This window comes from Mycoplasma pogonae, assembly GCF_054170725.1.
Genome location: NZ_JBSWZS010000001.1, coordinates 1 through 19,164 on the forward strand (window position 1 = coordinate 1; position 19,164 = coordinate 19,164).

Below are 19,164 nucleotides of genomic sequence, written 5' to 3' on the forward strand. Positions count from 1 at the left end.
ATTTTGATAAATCGATATCATAATTATTAGTTTTAAATTTTTCAAATTTTGCTGGGGCATTAATCATTTGAGTATTTAGTATTTATATATCCTTTTCCGGCTAAATATTGTATTTAAAAAGTCATTCAATTAATTGTTTCATTCCCTAAAGTTAGTTAGCATCTTTTTAAGAACTAAATTTACTAATTAATCTTTATTATCAATTGCTGCATGATCTTTTTTTGACGAAATTTACTAACCTTTCTATATTTCTGTTTCATAAATTATTTTTATTTAGTTTTAGTGTTTTTGCAAAAAAACTTTATAAATTTTTATCTGTTTTAAGAAACGGAAGTATAAATGGCTTTCTTTTTTTGCTTGTTATGAAACATATTTTAAGAAAGATGAATTTAACACAAAAAATAGTTCACAATTAAAATAATAAAAAAACCTTAAGCATAAGATCTTAAGGTTAAAATGATTAATTAATTTTTAATTAAGCTGGGAATCTTGATTTTTATTTAATTAACGGTGTTTTTTTAAATTGTAGAAAGTTTTGCTGCCTTCATATTTTGCTAGTGTTCCTAGTTCTTCTTCAATTGCTAATAAACGGTTGTATTTAGCAACACGATCAGTTCTTGATAATGAACCGGTTTTGATTTGTCCAGCATTAACAGCTACTGATAAATCAGCAATAAAAGTATCTTCTGATTCACCTGAACGATGTGAAACAACTGCTGTATATCCGGCTTTTTGCGCTAATTGAATTGTATCTAATGTTTCTGAAACTGATCCAATTTGGTTTAGTTTAATTAAAATTGAGTTAATTGAATTTTGGCTAATTGCTTCAGCTAAGATTTTAGCATTTGTTACAGTTAAGTCATCACCTACGATTTGGTGAGTTGCTCCAAATTTAGCTGTAAATTTATTAAATCCGACTCAATCTTGTTCTGCAAATCCATCTTCAACCGAAATAATTGGATATTTATCAAATAAGTGTCCATAATAAGTAACAAGTTCATCAGTTGTGAATTCTACTTTATCAGTTAAGTTTTCAAATCCTGGTTTTTTACTATCAATTGCAGCTTTTAATTTTTTAAATTTGTATAGTTTTGTTTCACTATTGTATAGCTCTGAAGCGGCAGCATCTAAAGCAATTGCCACAGCATTTTCACCTTCAGTTGCTGGGTTATATCCTGCAACTTTAATTGCTTCTACTAAAAAGTCAAGTGCTTCTTCGTGTGATTTTAAGTTTGGTGCAAATCCACCTTCATCACCAACTTGTGTTCCGTGTCCAGCTTTTTTCAATAATTTAGCTAAATTATGAAATACTTTGTTAGCACATTGTAATGCTTCACGCAATGATTTTGCTCCTAAAGGCATTACCATGAATTCTTGGAAATCAATTGTGTTTGAAGCGTGTTCTCCACCATTTATAACATTTAACATTGGTACAGGCAATTGGAAAGCGTTTGTTCCACCTAAATAACGGTATAGTGGTAAATCTAACTCATCAGCTGCTGCTTTAGCTACAGCTAATGAAACACCTAAAATAGCGTTAGCTCCTAATTTTTGCTTGAATTCTGTACCATCTAATTCTAACATTAATGTATCAATGTATTTTTGGTCAGTAACTTCTAATCCTTCAATTGAAGGGGCAATTTTATTGTTAACATTGTCAACTGCTGTCATAACCCCTTTACCACCGAACCAGTTATCCTCATAAGCTGTTCCGTTATCTCTTAATTCTAAAGCTTCACGAGTTCCAGTTGAAGCTCCAGAAGGAACGATAGCTGAACCAAATCCCCCTAGCTCAGTGAAAACTTCAACTTGAATTGTTGGATTCCCACGTGAATCTAATACTTCGCGTGCATGCACTCTTGTAATTGCTGACATTATTCTCCTTAAATCTAAATATATTTTATGTGTAATTTATTTTAACATTATTGGGGCAATTTAAAAAATTATTACTAAGTTTTTTTTAATAAAAAAACATAGTCATAAACTATGTTCTTTCGGTCATTTTCATGAAATGGCGCGCCCGGAAGGAGTCGAACCCTCAACCTTTTGGGCCGTAACCAAACACTCTGTCCAATTGAGCTACGAGCGCAAATATATGGAGGCGCCAACCGGACTCGAACCGGTAATCAGGGTGTTGCAGACCCATGCCTTGGCCATTTGGCTATGGCGCCTCATAAACTTATTTAAATAAATTAAACAATCATTTCAAAATGGTTTTTAACCATTATGCTTGCTAATTATACATTATCTTTGGAAAATTCTTTCAATAAAATTTTTCCAACACCACCAAAGTACTTGCTTGGACCAATTTCATCAGCAATTGCTTTGAAATCTTTATAAGCATTTTTAACTGCAATAACTTTGCCCATTTTTCCGATTGTTGAAGAATCATTCATGCTATCACCAATATGAATTGTTTCTGAAGGATTAAGGTTTAAGTATTTTTCAGCTACATAACTATTAGCAATACCTTTAGTGGCTTCATTATCAGTAATTTCAATTGCTCAAGCCCGTCCAATAATTTTAACAGAAGAATCAGGATAGTTGCACTCAATATATTTCGCTAGCGCTTTAATACGTTTTTTTGAAAAATCAATTACTAAAATTTTATTAACCTTATCAAAATTAATTTTTTCAAAATTAACACGTTGTGGTTTTAGATGCGAAAATAATGAAATAATTCAGGTTTTTCATGAACCACCAAAAATTTGTCCTGACGAATTAATTGCAAAAGCTGCTTTTTTAGCTACAACATCTTCAATAATTCCCCGCGCAGTATTAGCATTTATAAAAATATTTTTCAAAATCTTTAAGTTTTGATCAATGATAACTGAGCCATTTTGACAAACTGCATATTTAACACCAAGTTTTTTCATTAATTCTATTAAATTATTCGAAGCACTTCGCCCGGTAGAAAATACAATTGGATAATCAGAATTTAATCGCTGAATTACTTCTGTGTTTTTTTTGCCAATAACACAATGGTGTCATAAACCTTTATCAAGTAAAGTGCCATCAAGATCAATAAACGCTGCTTTAGGTTTTTTCATAATAGATCCTTTATTATATTACAAAACATTTTTTTAATTGTAATTTTTAGTTTTTAAGACAATGGTTTTTATTATATTTAATAAATTTTTGTTGTTTATGAATGTAAAGCTTTTATCTTTGCTTTAAATTTACAAATTTTAAAGCATAGCTAAGTTATTTTATAGTTTATAACTTAAATCTAATTTTTTATTTTTCAGAAATAATGTTTTTTATTATAAAAAGACATTATTTCAAAATTTTTTTTTCTAAAATTAGTGATTTTTGGCTATATATAAATGGAGGAAAAAATGAAAAATTTAAGTATTAAGATTTATAATATATGTGGTTTAGATTCCTAAAAATAATAAAAAAGCAAATAATCCTCACAAACTAACAAAAACACAAGCCAGCAAGTATTTAGCTAATTCTGAATTTATCAAATTTGAGCAAGTTACAAAAGAAATTGTTGATGGTAAAGAAAATGGTAAATATTGTGTTTATTATAAGGGGTATTCAGAAGTGAAAAAACCTAATCCACCAATCGATCCAAGACTTGATGAATTTTTAAAAATGTTGCTTAATTTAAATAAAGTAGTTCATGAAAGTATTGCTATGCAGAATAAACGCAATGCTGAGCAAGATCGCAAAGATGCCGAACGCGATAAACGTGAAGCTGAACGAGATAAAAAAGATGCCGAACGCGATAAAAAAATTGAACAAATTTTGCGTGATCAACAAAAAATTAAGGCAGATCAACAGCACATCAAAGAAAATCAAAAAGAAATCAAAACTATTTTAAAAGATCATGGTCAACGCATCAGCGCTTTAGAAGTAAATGTTAGCCAAATTAATAAAAGAATTGGTGTTTTAGAATCTTATCATCAAAATCCGCAAGATAAATAATTTATTTTTAGCAATTCCAAAATGATGTTTAGTAAAATACAATAAAAATTTATATGGAAAGCTATAGCTTAACTTCTAGCATTAAAAATTTTTAATGGCTTTTTTATTTAAAAGTCATTTTTTATTACTTTGAATTTCTTACTGCCAAAAATTTTTAGGTATTTCTAGCCCTAAAAAACTTTTTTCCAAAAAATTTTTTTACAAAATTAGTAATTTTTGGCTATATATAAATGTGAGACATAAAAATAAGTTTAAACACATGGGCATGGGGATTTTAGTAATGGTAATTGTAATTACCAGTCTTTTTTCATTTGCATTAAAAGATAATCATTATCAAAATGTTTCACAAATTACTGTTGAAATTAAAGGTGAAGTGTATTTTCCAGCTACATTTGTTGTTGACAAAACAACGACATTGGGGCAATTGCTTCAAAAAGTTAAACCTAAATTTGATGCAGACTTAAATCAGTTTAATAAAAATCAAAAATTTACAAATAACACAACTATTGTTATTCCTAAAAAAGACAATATTAACGCAACAGCAAAATTAACTGCATGAAAGGACTTACATACTTTAAATGATTTTACAAGTTTAAAAATCAGTAATAAGGTTGCTAAATTACTAGTGGAATTAAAAAATCAAAAAGGAAATCAAGTTACTTGAAATGATATTGAAAATACCAAGGGAATTGGCAAGACCATTTTCAAAAAATTACAAAATTTAATAACCCTTGATTACTAATTTTAATCTCCACAATTCACCTTCTACTAATTTTAAATCAGTTATTTATGATTTATGCAATTTGCATTGTTGTAATTACTAATTTTTTACTTTTAGTTAAAAATTGAAAATTAATTTTTCTTAATTGCTTAATAATTATAAGCATTTTGTTTTTGTGACATTTTTGATATATTAAGACACTTAGTGAATTCGAACTCAAAGGTGAATATGTAATTATTGATCGCTTTAATGGTGGGTTTGTAATTAAAAATAATGGTGAAAAAGTTTTTGTGAAATCTCAAGCTGAAATTTTATGAAATTCAGTTGTAAAAATTCAAGGTAAAGCAATTGCAACTAAACTTTTAAGCGATAATTGACAATGACAAAAATTTTTACAATCCAAAAATATTTATTATCAAATAAGCAAAAACACAAGTGTTACATTAATTAGTTCTATTCCAAATACAATTGACAAAATTGAAAATTATTTTCAAACGGGGTCAAAATATTATTTAAAATATTTACCACTAATTTTGTTAGGTAAACAGAATAACTTAACTATAGAAGCAGTTAGTTTAATTACATCAATTAATATTTTGCACCTTTTTGTATTTAGCGGCTTTCATGTTGGGCTAATTTTAAAATTTTTTCAATGATTTTTTAAAAAAATTTTAAGAATAGATAATTTTTGATATTTAGTTTTTTTCTTGCTATTTATGTTTTTATACCTTTATATCACAAATTTTCCGCTTTCAGCATTACGAGCTGTGGTGTTTCTTATTTTATGAGAAATTAATAAAAGATTTTATAAGCAGTATTTTTCGCGTCTTAGCATTTTAAGTTTTGTAGCTTTGTTAATGATATTGATTAATTTGAATGTTATTTTTAGTCAAAGCTTTATTTACGCTTTTGCAATTACATTTGCAATTTTTACAATTTTAAAAATTACAACTAAATCTCAAATTATAAAAAATATCACAATTTATTTAGCAGCTTTTATAACAGCTACAATAATTTCACTAGCAACAGGCAAAAATGTTAACTTAATGGGGATATTTTATGGGTGAATCTTTTTACCATTAATTATTTTTAGCTATGCTATTGCTTTTAGTTTATTTTGAGTAAAAGACTTATTAAATTATTACTTTTATTTTTTAAATTTTATATTCGAATTATTTGCTCAATGAAATATTTTTATCAACATTAAGTATTGAAGTTTTCAATATAAATTATTGGGTATTTATAGTTATGGAATTGTATTATATGGGATTATTTTTTACAAAACAAAACTTACCTGAATTGGTAAGTTAAGTATTTAGTATTTATAGTTTGAAATTTGCCCTAAAACTTTTTTATCTTTTAAATATTTTTTATAATTTTGTTCCGAGCGCAGAGTTCATAATAAAAATGGTAAATTTAGTTTGCTATAAATTGCTTTATTTTTATCGTAAATTTGAGTTCATGGGTGCAAGAATTGACAAACTTTTTGAATACGCTTGGAGTCGATTTTAGTAAATTGACGATGAGTTCAAAATAAAAATCCTAACTTCAACTCATTATCTAATTCATGCATTTTGGTTAGTGATTCAAAATTAAAAGATGAAAAAATGATTTTTGCTTTTGCTGTTGGAAATTTAGAAATTACTTGATAAATATTTTTTTCAATTCCTAGGTATTGCACAATATCAGTTTTAATTTCAACATTAATCACTGTAAACTTATCTAAAAACATTGTTAAAAATTCTTCCAGTGTTAGTAATTTTTGATGAGGAACTTCAATGTTAAAAAAAGCTCCATAATTTAAATTTTCAATTGTAGCAAATTTTGATTTAGCAATAGCATAATCTTTTAAAGTGGTTCGATCAGTTGTTTCATCATGAATTACTACTAATTCACCATCGATAGTTTGATGAACATCTAATTCTACCCCATCAAAACCAAATTGATAAGCTAATTCAAATGCTAAAGTTGTATTTTCTGGAGCGATAGCACTATAACCACGGTGAGCTAATAAAAGTTGTTTTTTAAGCATTATTCAAGTCCCTTCAACGGAAAAATCTTAAACCATATTTGTTATTTTCTTTTAATGTGACTATATAAACAGCTAAACCAGCTAGTCATCCCAATAAGGCAAATACCGAAGCCAATATTAAAATAATTTGGTAGCCAGTTTGTGAGGTACTAGTTCCACCATCAACTTCATATGCTTTTTGAATTGAAGCTGCAATTTGGTAAAATCAAGCATCGGGGCTAAAGGCAATTAATGAAATTAATGCACTAACAACTCCATATGAGTTTTTTGGACGGTCAATTTCTGCAGCTTGAGCATATCTTAGTGTCACCATTACTCAAGCTAAAGCTGAGGATAGCAAGAAGAAGAATGAGAAGAAAACAGTAACAGCCATTTTTCCAGCATCACTATAATTAGCAAATGAATTTGTACTAAAACCTAGTAACATTGTCATTACAATAGCTAAAATAATTCCCAATCCCAAAGTAATTAATAATAATAAAATAATAGATTTAAATTTATCAGCGAATCTACCTATATATTGCGAAATAACCATTCGCATTCCATATAATCTAATTCCTCCAAATATCAATAATGCAATTGTTGGTAATTTAATAATGTTGTTTAATGTTTGGCTTAAAAAGTAAGAAAACACTGATTGAAACATGTACATTCCCATAACAAATAAGGCAAGTGCTCAAACTTTTCAGTCTCGCATTACTTTTAATAACGTTTTAAATTCAACAGCATATTTTTCAGTTGTTTGTTTTTCTTTAACGAAAAACCAAATTCCTACAGCGGTAGCCATTAAAATAAAAGCAAAAAGATAAACATAACCAGTAAATGGTGCGTCATATGTAGCAACATTATTAGTTTTTATATAATTTACAGTAAATAATTTTACAAAAGTACCAATTCCAAAAACGAATATTAATCCTACAAGTCCATTAATAGAACCTTGCAATCCATAAGCGAATCCTTGATTTTCTTTATCTGTTTGTTGCGAAACAAGTTTTCATAAAGGTGTTCAGAATAGTGGTGTTGAAGTAATCCCTCATAATGCAAAAATCACATAATACTGGTAAAGTAAATTTTCGTAGGCCATTCCAGCACCTTTAAGTGCTAGCGTTCCAAACCACAAAGTAATTAACCCAGCACCAAAAACAGAGATAGACAACATTTTTCTTGAACTAAATTTATCAGCTAGTCATCCACCAGGAAGTTGAGTTAATAAAGTTACTCAACCGATGATAGCTGTAAACACAGACATATCAGATTCTTTAACGTGCAAAGAAGTGTGAATATTAGGAATCACACCTTTTAAATAATAAGGTGCAGCAATAACAAAAACATCAGCTATTGCCAAAAGTGCTAGGGCAATTAATCGCCATTTTCCAAGCGCTTTTAATTTATTAAAAAATTTCATATATTATTCCACCTTCTTAATACATAAATCTTGCTTGTCTTTCGGCTTGATAATTGCAATGGCGATATCACCAATAACAAATCCAAAAAACAAAATTCCTGAAATAACTGAGTACATAACCATGTCAACAAAATTTTCTTGCGCAAAGTTTGTTTGAGTTCAAATTAAAATTAAAATAAGCGGCAATACAGTGACACACAAAAATTTTACAATAGCTGAGATTCATTTTTTTAAGTAAATTCGATCAGCAGCTATAAATCATAAAAATAATGCAAGTAATAAATTAGTTGTATATTTATAAGTTGATTTAGATTTACACCAATAGTCATTTAGGATTGATTGTTTAATAATGCCTTGTTGTTGAAGAGATTTTGCCTTTTCTAATTCAGCTTTAATTTCTTCATCGTTAAAAATATATTTAGTTTTTTTCATAATTCCTCAATTAAAAAGTGATCAAACATCTAAAAAGAATGCAATATAAATTATACATAAAATATTTTAGTTTTCTTAAAACTACTTCTTAATTATTCACTTTAATTACAAAGTTTTTATTTTACTAAAAATTTTTAAATTACAAATTTACAAAGTTATGATTTGTTTAAACTTTTAGAAAAAATGCTTTAGAATTTATTTGATATGCAACAATTAATTGGGAAATTTTTTCGCTATATTTTTAAAAATGAAACTACCAGTTTTTATGTTGGTTTATTTAAAATTGAAAAAAATCTTCAACATGAAAATTATAAAGTTGAAAGTGAAGCAGAAATTACTGATAATTATATTAGCGTTAGTTCTAATAAAGCCTTTGAAATTGGTATCAAGTATCAAATTGTTGTTACACCTGATTTAAAATCAAAGTATAAAAATTCTTTTAAATTGCAGCACATTAATGATTTTGTAGAAAATGATACTAAAGGAATTATTAATTATTTATCATCTAAAAAATTTCCTGGTGTTGGCAAGACTTTAGCTGCAAAAATTGTTGATAAATTAGGATTAGAAACATTAGATATTATTAAAAATAATCCCAATGCTTTAGATGATGTTGAATTTAAGCTTAGTAACGAAAAGAAAGCTGTTTTAATTAAAGGTATTAGTTCTAATGATTTAGAAAATAAACTATTACAATTTTTTCAAGAAAAAAAATTGTCAATGACTCTATATCAAAAAATCATTAATACTTATGGCGCCAATGAATACTATAATAAGTTTCATACTTTTCCCTTTTTAATGTGACTAGAAAATCACGCTTTTGATTTTTATCAAGTTGATAACTTAGCAAAAGTTAATCAAATTAGTGATTTTGAACGCCGTAAATTTTTTGTTTTATATCAATTGATTAATCTCATGTGAGAAACGGGATCTACTAGAATTTTACTATTTAATTTATTTAAAAAAGTTAACAACTTTTTAATTCTCACAAAAGAAGAATTTGCAGAATATCTTAAAACTTTGATTGATGAAAATTTAGTGATATTGTATGATAAAAAATACATCACTAGTACCCAAATGTTTAATAAAGAAACATTTATCACTGATTTTTTAGATCAATTAAAACAAAAACATAGTAGTTTGACATTTGGTAAAATTGATAATTATTTTGACAGCGAACAACGCAAAGCGATTGAAAATGTTTTTACTAATAGTGTCAATATTATTACTGGTGCTCCAGGAACAGGTAAAACCGAAATTCTAAAAGCTATTTTGTTTGAACTAAGTAAAACGATTGAAACTAATAAAATTGTCGTCTTAGCCCCTACAGGGAGAGCTGCTTATCAGATTTGAGCTAAAACTAATTTTAAAACTCGAACAATTCATTCATTTTTAGGATGACAAAATGGCGCTTTTGAGTTAAATGCCAATAATCAAATTGATGTAAGCGTTTTAATTATCGATGAATTTTCAATGGTGGATATTAATTTATTTTATGATTTATTACAAGCTCTTAATTTTAAAGCTATTCAAAAAATTATTTTAATTGGTGATAAAAATCAAATTCCTTCGATTTCTGAAGGTTATTTATTAAATGATTTTATTAATGCCAAAAAATTTAATGTTAATTATTTAGAAAAAAATTACCGTCAATTACACGGATCTAACATTATTAGTGAGGCCTCATTAGTCAATCAAGGTTTAGTTCCTAGCTTAACACAAAAAGATTGTTATTTTGTACCAGCAAATCCATTGAATTTTTATCAAATTTTTGAAACTCATTTTAATTCATTGAGCTTACAATATTCAATTGAAGATTTGACAATTTTAGCACCAATGTATGATGGCATAACTGGGATTGATCAAATTAACATTTTTGTGCAAACCAAGTTATTTCAACATCGTAATGATGTTGAATCCTTTATTAATAATAATAAAAAATATTTTATTGGTGACAAAATTATTCAACTGGATAATAATTATGAAAACAATGTTTTTAATGGTGAAATCGGTTATATTGAAAGCGTTCATTATTTTAAGGAAAAAATTCAATTCATTATTGCTAAATTTATGGGTAATAAACTTGTGAAATATACTTTAGCGGAATGAAGCAAAAGTGTTACTCTTGGCTATGCAATTTCAATTCATAAGTTTCAAGGAAGTGAATCACTTGCTGTCATGATGATTATTTTTCAAAATCATAGTGTTTTGTTATCTAAAAAATTATTTTACACCGCCATGACACGAGCGCGTGAGCAGTTATTAATTATAGGTGAGACTGAAGCAATCGTTAAAGCAGTTCAAAGTGATCAAGACTCACAACGGCTAACCAATATTAATTACATTTGAAATAACTCATCAATAACTGATGTTGACTCTGAAGAATAAATTTTTTAATAGTTTTGCATAATTGCAAAACTATTTTATTTTTAAAGATATTTGCAATTATTAGCTAAATATATAAAAAACTCTTGTATTTTACAAGAGTTAGTTAATTATTAAAATAACTTAAATTAAAAATACTTTAATATTCTATTTGGTATTTTTCAAGCATTTTAAAGGCTTTAGCAATTTTCTTATCAGTAGCAGGAAAAAGTAGTTTTTCATTTTTGAATCTAAAAGCCTCAGGCGAAGAAACGTCCAATACAAAATAATCAGTGTTAGCTAAAATTAAGATCATCGGCCAATGAATAAACATACCATACATAAGTAATGTTAGACCTCCGTAAATTTGAATTTCTGTTAAAAGATGAATAAATTTTAAGTGATTAGCAGGAATGATTTTATGTTGCAATATTAAATATATCATACCAATAATAAAGCTTGTGCCACATATATATGCAACAACTCAAAGTGAATTTTTATATCTTCGTGAATTCCAAATTGAATATAAAACTAAAGCAAACTTGGTTTTTTCTTCTGTTGTTATTAATTTGAATCTTCGATTTTCTTGATTGGCATTCTCTTTTAAAATACCTTTTAAATGTTCAGCTTCAAAACTGCTTTGCTTTCAATAATCTACCATTCAAAAAAAATTAGTTCTTCTTTTATCTTGGCTATCTTCATAAAGATAAAAATCAGCTGATTTAATAATGTTTTCATATTCTTTTCTAGATTTAACTATTTTAGAGCTTATTAAATCATCAACTAATTCTTCTTAGTTTCGTAATGTTTCGAGACTGCTTTAAAAAGTAAAATTTCATAATCATGGTATTTTTTTTTCTTTTTTCAAAACATAATCAGCAAAAATATAAATAAGATAAAAAATGCAAAAAGTACAACATTAGTAATTATATTATTTATGTTAGCTCAATTATTATCATGCATTTTTCAAAAAAATAAATTTAGTGATACACAAAGAAAAATTGTTGTTAAAAAAAGACACAAAAATAAAACTGGTTTATGTCTAATAGATTTAATTTTAGAATACAAAAACATAAAAACTTTTTCTTGAGCTGTATCTTCAAATATATCATTTGAATCAGGTATTTTTTTAAAATTATCTGAAGTCATTTAATATCTTAACTATTCATTTCTTCAGGAAAGAATGTGTATAATCGAAGATACAGAAACAACAGTATCAAAAAGAGAAATTATAGAACCAATCGGTGAAGCTCAAGCTGTTGCAACAAGCGCTGCTCTTTTACCAACTAAATTAGATGCAAAAGAGGTTATTTTTACTGCTGATTTATTTACAACTTTTTCATAAATAAATTTTGTTAATTTTGGTATAGCAGTAAAACCTACATAATTTTTAAGTAGATTTGAACTTGTTTTAGCAGCAATTTTTTCAATAATTTTTTTTGTTATTGCTTCGATACCTTTTCCTCCTGCCATTCTTATTGCAGAAAAAGTTGATGTTAAATCAACTATTGTTAAAATATCAGCAACACCTAATTTTTTAAAACCTTTAGTTGTTTTTTGAATTTCACTCATAAATTCATTGTATGGCATTTTCAATAATTTTTCTATTATTTTTCATTCATCAGTTTCAAGAATTTCATTCAACTCATTTAATGTACTTTCTAATGAATATTGCATTTCAAAAGATTCATTTAAAAAATAAGTTGATATACCAGCTTGAACACCAGCTGCAATTGCACTTGGAATTGTTCCTCCAAAAGTTCAAAACGCTGCAGCCGTATAGGTTGCTGCAAGACCTCAAGCAGCAGCGGTTAACGTTGCACTAGCTATATTAAAACCCTTAACACTAGATAAATATTTTGAAATTGAATCTATAGATTTTCTTAGTTTTTCTATTTCTTTGCTTCATTTTTGGACTTTTTCTTCATATTCTTTTTTATCGCTAAAATTTTTATTACTTAATGATCTTGTTAATTTTATATTTTTATTAATACTTAAATTACTTTTTTGTCTATTAAAATTTCTAAAAGAGTTTTTTGGGATATGCTTTAAAATAGATTTTTTTTCATTTCTATTTTGCATGTCAAGAGTGTTATTTGCAATGTTAACAAATTCATTAGAGTAATTTTGATTAAAAATATTACTTAAAGAAAAATCGAAATTCTTTTCTTTGTTGCTATTTTGAATGTTTTCTAAATTTAATAATTCTTCTTTTAATTTTTTTATAATTTCAGGATCATTTGTAGATTTAATTAAATCATTTAATATTTTACTTTTTTCATAAAATAAAGCACTATCATTTAAGTTAAAAAACTTGTTAAAATTTTGCTTAAAGGTTTCTTTTTCTAAATCATTTTTAAAAACTTTTTCATTTAAAATTTCTACAATTTTATCATCAATATTATTATTTGAATTATTAATCATTGAAAATAAAAATTTTTCATCATTAAACAAATGATTTATTTTAACAAAAGCTTCTTTAATATTCTTTTCTTCATAACTTAATTCAAAGCTACTTTGTTGATTTATATTAATAATTTGCGTTGATTGCTGAATTGGCTGCAAAATTTAGTGAATCTCCCATATTGAAAAGAATGTTTTTATACTTCATTAATATCACCTACCTTTAATTTATCAATATTTTATTATTAAACTAAATAAAATAACAAACGTATTATAAAATATTTTTAAAAAAAGTATAAAAAAAACTCCATTAAGGAGCAACTGTAATAGTTATCTGAAAACTGAATAGTAGACTAATTAACGATCGGTAAAAATTAAGTTATATTGGTTTTGGTTTTGATAAGTTAAAAAATAAAAAATTAAAATTATAATAAAGTTCTATTAAAAAAATACAAATATTTTAAAAAACAAATAAAAAAAGGAGGTTTATTATTTTTGACTAGTAAGGTCAAAAAGAATTATGTTACGTAAATAACTGAAAAATAAATAATACAATTTATAAAACAAAAAAAGGAGTAAACATGTTTATAAAATTATAATGATTTATATAGTAATAATATTTTTTTAATAACTCAAAGTTGTAATAAATACAATCTTTGAAGCAATAGAAATTATTAAATCAATCAATTTATTAGTACTGGTTAGCTCAATGTATTACTACACTTACACACCCAGCCTATCGACCTCATCGTCTATAAGGAATTTCAAGGGAACATTCATCTTTGAGGAGGCTTCCCGCTTAGATGCTTTCAGCGGTTATCCTTTCCGTACTTAGCTACCCAGCTGTGCCATTGGCATGACAACTGGAGCACCAGTGGTACGTCCACTCTGGTCCTCTCGTACTAAGAGCAGCTCTCATCAATATTCCAACGCCCACACCAGATAGGGACCGAACTGTCTCACGACGTTCTGAACCCAGCTCGCGTACCGCTTTAATTGGCGAACAGCCAAACCCTTGGAACCGACTTCAGCTCCAGGATGCGATGAGCCGACATCGAGGTCCCAAACCTTCCCGTCGATGTGATCTCTTGGGGAAGATAAGGCTGTTATCCCCGGGGTAGCTTTTATCCGTTGAGCGACGGCCATTCCACAATGTACCGCCGGATCACTAAGTCCTGCTTTCGCACCTGCTCGACTTGTAGGTCTCGCAGTCAATCACACTTTTACCTTTGCGCTCTACATATGGTTTCTGACCATACTGAGTGTAACTTTGAGCGCCTCCGTTACTCTTTAGGAGGCGACCGCCCCAGTCAAACTACCCGTCACGCACTGTCCCCCTCCCGGATTACGGGAGCAGGTTAGAAATTCAAATTAACAAGGGTGGTATTTCAAGGTTGACTCCATGAAAACTAGCGTCTTCACTTCAAAGTCTCCCACCTATCCTACACATGTTAAGCCAAACTTCAATACGAAACTATAGTAAAGCTCCACGGGGTCTTTTCGTCTTGGTGCGGGTACCCAGCGTTTTCACTGGGACCATAATTTCACCGAGTCCAATGTTGAGACAGTGGGGAGATCATTGTGCCTTTCGTGCGGGTCAACAATTAATTGACAAGGAATTTCGCTACCTTAGGACCGTTATAGTTACGGCCGCCGTTCACCCGGGCTTCACTTAATTGCTTCGCAAATGCTAACAACCTCACTTAACCTTCGGGCACTGGGCAGGCATCACCCCCTATACATCGTTTTGCAACTTAGCAGAGAGCTGTGTTTTTGCTAAACAGTTGCCCCCCCCATTTTACTGTGACCTACTTATCTCTATCTTAAATAGCCTTAGTAGGTACCCCTTCTTGCGAACTTACGGGGTCATTTTGCAGAGTTCCTTAACATTGGTTTTCTCGCTCGCCTTAGAATACTCATCTTGGGAACGTGTGTCCGTTCTCGGTACGGGTCACTTTAAAATTAACGCTAGAAGCTTTTCTTGGAAGCATGAAATCATACAATTCGTTACTTGGTAAACCGTTCACTATGCATCATAACTTAGGGTTATGCCATACGGATTTGCCTATATGACCCCCTTATTACTTACCCCACAATCCAATAAGTGGTAGTATTATCCTTCTCCGTCACTCCATTGCTTTTAAAGCAAGTACAGGAATATTAACCTGTTATCCATCGACTACGCATTTCTGCCTCGCCTTAGGCCCCGACTAACCCTGGGTGGACGAACCTTCCCCAGGAAACCTTTCCCAATAGGCGTCAAAGATTCTCACTTTGAATCGTTACTCATGCCGGCATTCTCACTTCTAAACGCTCCACCAATCCTCACGATTTGGCTTCGTCGCAGATTAGAACGCTCCTCTAACGCGAAACTTTAAAAAGTTCCACCCGTAGCTTCGGTATTATGTTTAGTCCCGTTACATTATTGGCGCAAGGCTTCTTGACTAGTGAGCTATTACGCACTCTTTAAATGATGGCTGCTTCTAAGCCAACATCCTAGTTGTTTGTGAAGCCTCACAACCTTTCTCACTTAACATAATTTTGGGACCTTAGCTGACGATCTGGGTTGTTTCCCTCGCGAATACGGACGTTATCACCCATATTCCGACTGCATAATAATACACACTGGTATTCGGAGTTTGATTGTAGTCAGTACAGCTAGGCGCCGCCATTCCACATTCAGTGCTCTACCCCCAATGCTTAACATTACACGCTAGCCCTAAAGCTATTTCGAGGAGAACCAGCTATCTCCAGGTTCGATTGGAATTTCACCGCTATCCACAAGTCATCCGGGCACTTTTTAGCGTACTACGGTTCGACCCTCCACTTAGTTTTACCTAAGCTTCAGTCTGCTCATGGATAGATCACCTGGTTTCGGGTATACATCAACATACTTAAGCGCCCTATTAAGACTCGGTTTCCCTTCGGCTCCGCTTTTTTCCACTTAACCTCGCATGTTAACGTAACTCGCCGGCCCATACTGCAAGATGTACGCCATCACCCATTAACGGGCTCTGACTAATTGTAAGTATATGGTTTCAGAATCTATTTCACTCCCCTCCCGGGGTTCTTTTCACCTTTCCCTCACGGTACTAGTTCACTATCGGTGTCTGGTTAGTATTTAGCCTTACCGGGTGGTCCCGGCAGATTCAGACAGGGTTTCACGTGCCCCGCCCTACTCAGGATGCAGTCAAGAGATTTTGCCATTTCGCTTACAGGGGTTTCACCTTCTATGCCAGAGTTTCCCAACTCTTTCTGCTATAACAAAATTTTGTAACTCTATATAGACTGTCCTACAACCCCTTCTAATGAAGGTTTGGGCTTTTCCGCGTTCGCTCGCCGCTACTGACGGAATCATTATTTATTTTCTTTTCCTGTTGCTACTAAGATGTTTCAATTCACAACGTATATCCCTTACTTAACTATGTATTCATTAAGTAGTAGTTAGAGGTTAATCTAACTGGGTTTCCCCATTCGGAAATCCCTGTATCATAGCGTATTTCCAGCTCCACAAGGCTTATCGCAGGTAATCGCGTCCTTCATCGACTTCCAGACCCAAGGCATCCACCATATACTCTTACTTATTTAATAATAAGTAATCCTATTGTTCAAGATTTGTATCTATTAAGGTTTTGAGTTATCTATTTTAAAAATAATATTAAAATTATTTTTACTCGGTTGAAATCAAGACATTTTATAAATTTTTGGGTTTACAAACATATCATGATGTCGTTTCGTTAAAATATTCATGAAAAAATCATGGTTATTTCTACTATTCAGTTTTCAAAGAACTATTACAATTTTAGAGAGTATAGAACTCTCAAAACTGGATACAAAATATTGCTTGGCTTAAAGCACCATAATTAACCTTATTAATAAATATAATTTATTTAGTGACCAATAAGGATTTTTAAAGCCAGTAAGATAACTTAACTTAGTAAGTTATGTGATGTACTCCGTAGAAAGGAGGTGATCCATCCCCACGTTCTCGTAGGGATACCTTGTTACGACTTCACCCCAGTCATCAGTCCTGCCTTAGACAGTCGTCTCCGAAGTTAACTAACCGGCTTCGGGCATTACCAACTCCCATGGTGTGACGGGCGGTGTGTACAAGACCCGAGAACGTATTCACCGCAGCGTAGCTGATCTGCGATTACTAGCGAATCCGACTTCATGAAGTCGAGTTGCAGACTTCAATCCGAACTGAGATCGGTTTTTTGAGATTTGCTCCATGTCACCATATTGCGTCTCTTTGTACCGACCATTGTAGCACGTGTGTTGCCCCACTCGTAAGAGGCATGATGATTTGACGTCATCCCCACCTTCCTCCGGGTTAACCCGGCAGTCTCTCTAGAGTCCTCAGCATTACCTGTTAGTAACTAAAGACAAGGGTTGCGCTCGTTGCAGGACTTAACCTAACATCTCACGACACGAGCTGACGACAACCATGCACCATCTGTCACTGTGTTAACCTCCGCTATGTCTCCATAGCATTGCACAGGATGTCAAGAGTGGGTAAGGTTCTACGCGTATCTTCAAATTAAACCACATGCTCCTCCGCTTGTGCGGGTCCCCGTCAATTCCTTTAAGTTTCACTCTTGCGAGCATACTACTCAGGCGGATCATTTAACGCGTTAGCTGTCTCAGTGAGTTCCCCACCGAGTAATGATCATCGTTTACGGCGTGGACTACCAGGGTATCTAATCCTGTTTGCTCCCCACGCTTTCGTCCCTCAGTGTCAATATGCAACCAGTTAGCTGCCTTCGCCATTGGTGTTCTTCCTAATATCTACGCATTCCACCGCTTCACTAGGAATTCCACTAACCTCTTTGCAATTCTAGTCTATCAGTATCTAAAGCGAACCGGAGTTGAGCTCCGACCTTTGACTTTAGACTTAATAAACAACCTACGAACGCTTTACGCCCAATAATTCCGGATAACGCTTGCGACCTATGTATTACCGCGGCTGCTGGCACATAGTTAGCCATCGCTTTCTGATAAGGTACAGTCATGCTAGAATCATTTCCTATCCTAGTTTTTCTTCCCTTATAACAGCAGTTTACAACCCGAAGGCCGTCATCCTGCACGCTGTGTTGCTCCATCAAGCTTTCGCTCATTGTGGAAAATTCCCTACTGCTGCCTCCCGTAGGAGTCTGGGCCGTATCTCAGTCCCAGTGTGGCTGTTCAGTCTCTCAACCCAGCTAAACATCATCGCCTTGGTAGGCCATTACCCTACCAACAAGCTAATGTTCCGCACCCCCATTTTTAAGCGGGGCTTTGAGGCCCCTTTTGAAGCTCCTTCATGCGAAGGAACCACGTATTTGGTATTAGCACCTGTTTCCAGATGTTATCCCAATCTCAAAGGTAGGTTAGGTACGTGTTACTCACCCATTCGCCACTAGTTCTTTGGCAAGCCAAAGAACTCGTCCGACATGCATGTATTAGGCACACAGCCAGCGTTCATCCTGAGCCAGGATCAAACTCTTAAAAGTAATTGATAATTATGGTTTTTGTATCCAGTTTTGAAAGATCTATTAACAAGCACATTAACAAGTTTTTTGTGTTTCTTGTTTTAAAATAGTGCAAGAGATATTTTAACACATTTTTTAATTTTAGTCAAGTATTTTTTTAAAAAAGTTTTTTGAATTATTTTTTAAAGCAAGTGACTTGGGTCATTAAATGGTTTTGTAACTCGAACATTTTTAAGTGCTTTTGTTATTACTACTAAACAAGTTAGCGTTTAAAATACTATCATATTTTTTAACTAAGTCAAGTATTTTTTTAAAACTTTTGGAAATTCTTTTAGTTTTAATAAATACTTGACACTATTATAGTGGTTTAAAACAAAAGGGTTCGTTATTGCTTTTGTTAACC

Annotated in this window: 11 protein-coding genes, 2 tRNA genes and 2 rRNA genes; 4 read left to right on the plus strand and 11 right to left on the minus strand. The window is 31.1% G+C overall.

What is annotated here, in order from left to right; translation table 4 throughout:
- Window positions 1-504 precede the first annotated feature (504 nt).
- From eno to ACW95P_RS00020, 4 genes are all read right to left on the minus strand, one after another.
- The gene (gene eno, locus ACW95P_RS00005) at window positions 505-1,875 is read right to left on the minus strand and encodes a phosphopyruvate hydratase (RefSeq protein ID WP_457961176.1); all 1,371 of its coding nucleotides are present in this window, start codon (window positions 1,873-1,875) and stop codon (window positions 505-507) included.
- Window positions 1,876-2,012: 137 nt separating this feature from the next.
- A tRNA-Arg gene (locus ACW95P_RS00010) sits at window positions 2,013-2,089 on the minus strand.
- A gap of 7 nt (window positions 2,090-2,096) precedes the next feature.
- A tRNA-Cys gene (locus ACW95P_RS00015) sits at window positions 2,097-2,171 on the minus strand.
- 66 nt (window positions 2,172-2,237) lie between these two features.
- Entirely contained in the window at window positions 2,238-3,050 is an 813-nt protein-coding gene (locus tag ACW95P_RS00020; protein WP_457961177.1) for an HAD-IIB family hydrolase, read from the minus strand.
- 499 nt (window positions 3,051-3,549) lie between these two features.
- Here ACW95P_RS00020 and ACW95P_RS00025 point away from each other — a divergent pair, with 499 nt between their 5' ends.
- From ACW95P_RS00025 to ACW95P_RS00035, 3 genes are all read left to right on the plus strand, one after another.
- Window positions 3,550-3,933: a hypothetical protein gene (locus ACW95P_RS00025; RefSeq protein ID WP_457961178.1), complete on the plus strand. Its 384-nt coding sequence runs from the start codon at window positions 3,550-3,552 to the stop codon at window positions 3,931-3,933.
- Window positions 3,934-4,213: 280 nt separating this feature from the next.
- Window positions 4,214-4,675, plus strand: coding sequence for an MAG0490 family ComEA-like DNA-binding protein (locus tag ACW95P_RS00030; protein WP_457961179.1), 462 nt, complete (start codon window positions 4,214-4,216; stop codon window positions 4,673-4,675).
- A 152-nt stretch (window positions 4,676-4,827) separates the two neighbouring features.
- The gene (locus tag ACW95P_RS00035) at window positions 4,828-5,973 is read left to right on the plus strand and encodes an MAG0480 family ComEC-like protein (protein WP_457961180.1); all 1,146 of its coding nucleotides are present in this window, start codon (window positions 4,828-4,830) and stop codon (window positions 5,971-5,973) included.
- On the opposite strand, the gene ACW95P_RS00040 is transcribed toward ACW95P_RS00035, so the two are convergent.
- From ACW95P_RS00040 to ACW95P_RS00050, 3 genes are read right to left on the minus strand one after another with little or no spacing between them, the layout of a single operon-like run.
- Window positions 5,970-6,686 (minus strand): glycerophosphodiester phosphodiesterase family protein, encoded by a 717-nt coding sequence (locus ACW95P_RS00040; protein WP_457961181.1) that lies wholly within the window; start codon window positions 6,684-6,686, stop codon window positions 5,970-5,972. The two genes, ACW95P_RS00035 and ACW95P_RS00040, sit on opposite strands and share 4 nt — an antisense overlap.
- Window positions 6,679-8,091 (minus strand): MFS transporter, encoded by a 1,413-nt coding sequence (locus tag ACW95P_RS00045; protein ID WP_457961182.1) that lies wholly within the window; start codon window positions 8,089-8,091, stop codon window positions 6,679-6,681. The genes ACW95P_RS00040 and ACW95P_RS00045 overlap by 8 nt, the downstream gene beginning before the upstream one ends.
- A 3-nt stretch (window positions 8,092-8,094) precedes the next feature.
- Window positions 8,095-8,523: a TM2 domain-containing protein gene (locus ACW95P_RS00050; RefSeq protein ID WP_457961183.1), complete on the minus strand. Its 429-nt coding sequence runs from the start codon at window positions 8,521-8,523 to the stop codon at window positions 8,095-8,097.
- A 204-nt stretch (window positions 8,524-8,727) separates the two neighbouring features.
- Between ACW95P_RS00050 and ACW95P_RS00055 the strand changes: the two genes are divergently transcribed.
- A complete protein-coding gene (locus ACW95P_RS00055) occupies window positions 8,728-10,911 on the plus strand; it encodes an AAA family ATPase (RefSeq protein ID WP_457961184.1) in 2,184 nt (727 codons plus the stop codon).
- A 136-nt stretch (window positions 10,912-11,047) separates the two neighbouring features.
- On the opposite strand, the gene ACW95P_RS00060 is transcribed toward ACW95P_RS00055, so the two are convergent.
- From ACW95P_RS00060 to ACW95P_RS00075, 4 genes are all read right to left on the minus strand, one after another.
- On the minus strand, window positions 11,048-11,548 hold the full coding sequence (locus ACW95P_RS00060; RefSeq protein WP_457961185.1) for a hypothetical protein: 501 nt from the start codon (window positions 11,546-11,548) through the stop codon (window positions 11,048-11,050).
- 500 nt (window positions 11,549-12,048) lie between these two features.
- Window positions 12,049-13,452 carry a hypothetical protein gene (locus ACW95P_RS00065; RefSeq protein WP_457961186.1) on the minus strand — a complete coding sequence of 468 codons (1,404 nt, stop codon included), beginning with the start codon at window positions 13,450-13,452 and terminating at the stop codon, window positions 12,049-12,051.
- Between the two features lie 508 nt (window positions 13,453-13,960).
- Window positions 13,961-16,881, minus strand: a 23S ribosomal RNA gene (locus ACW95P_RS00070).
- Between the two features lie 371 nt (window positions 16,882-17,252).
- Window positions 17,253-18,782, minus strand: a 16S ribosomal RNA gene (locus tag ACW95P_RS00075).
- The 16S and 23S rRNA genes sit together here, the layout of an rRNA operon.
- Between the last annotated feature and the right edge of the window lie 382 nt (window positions 18,783-19,164).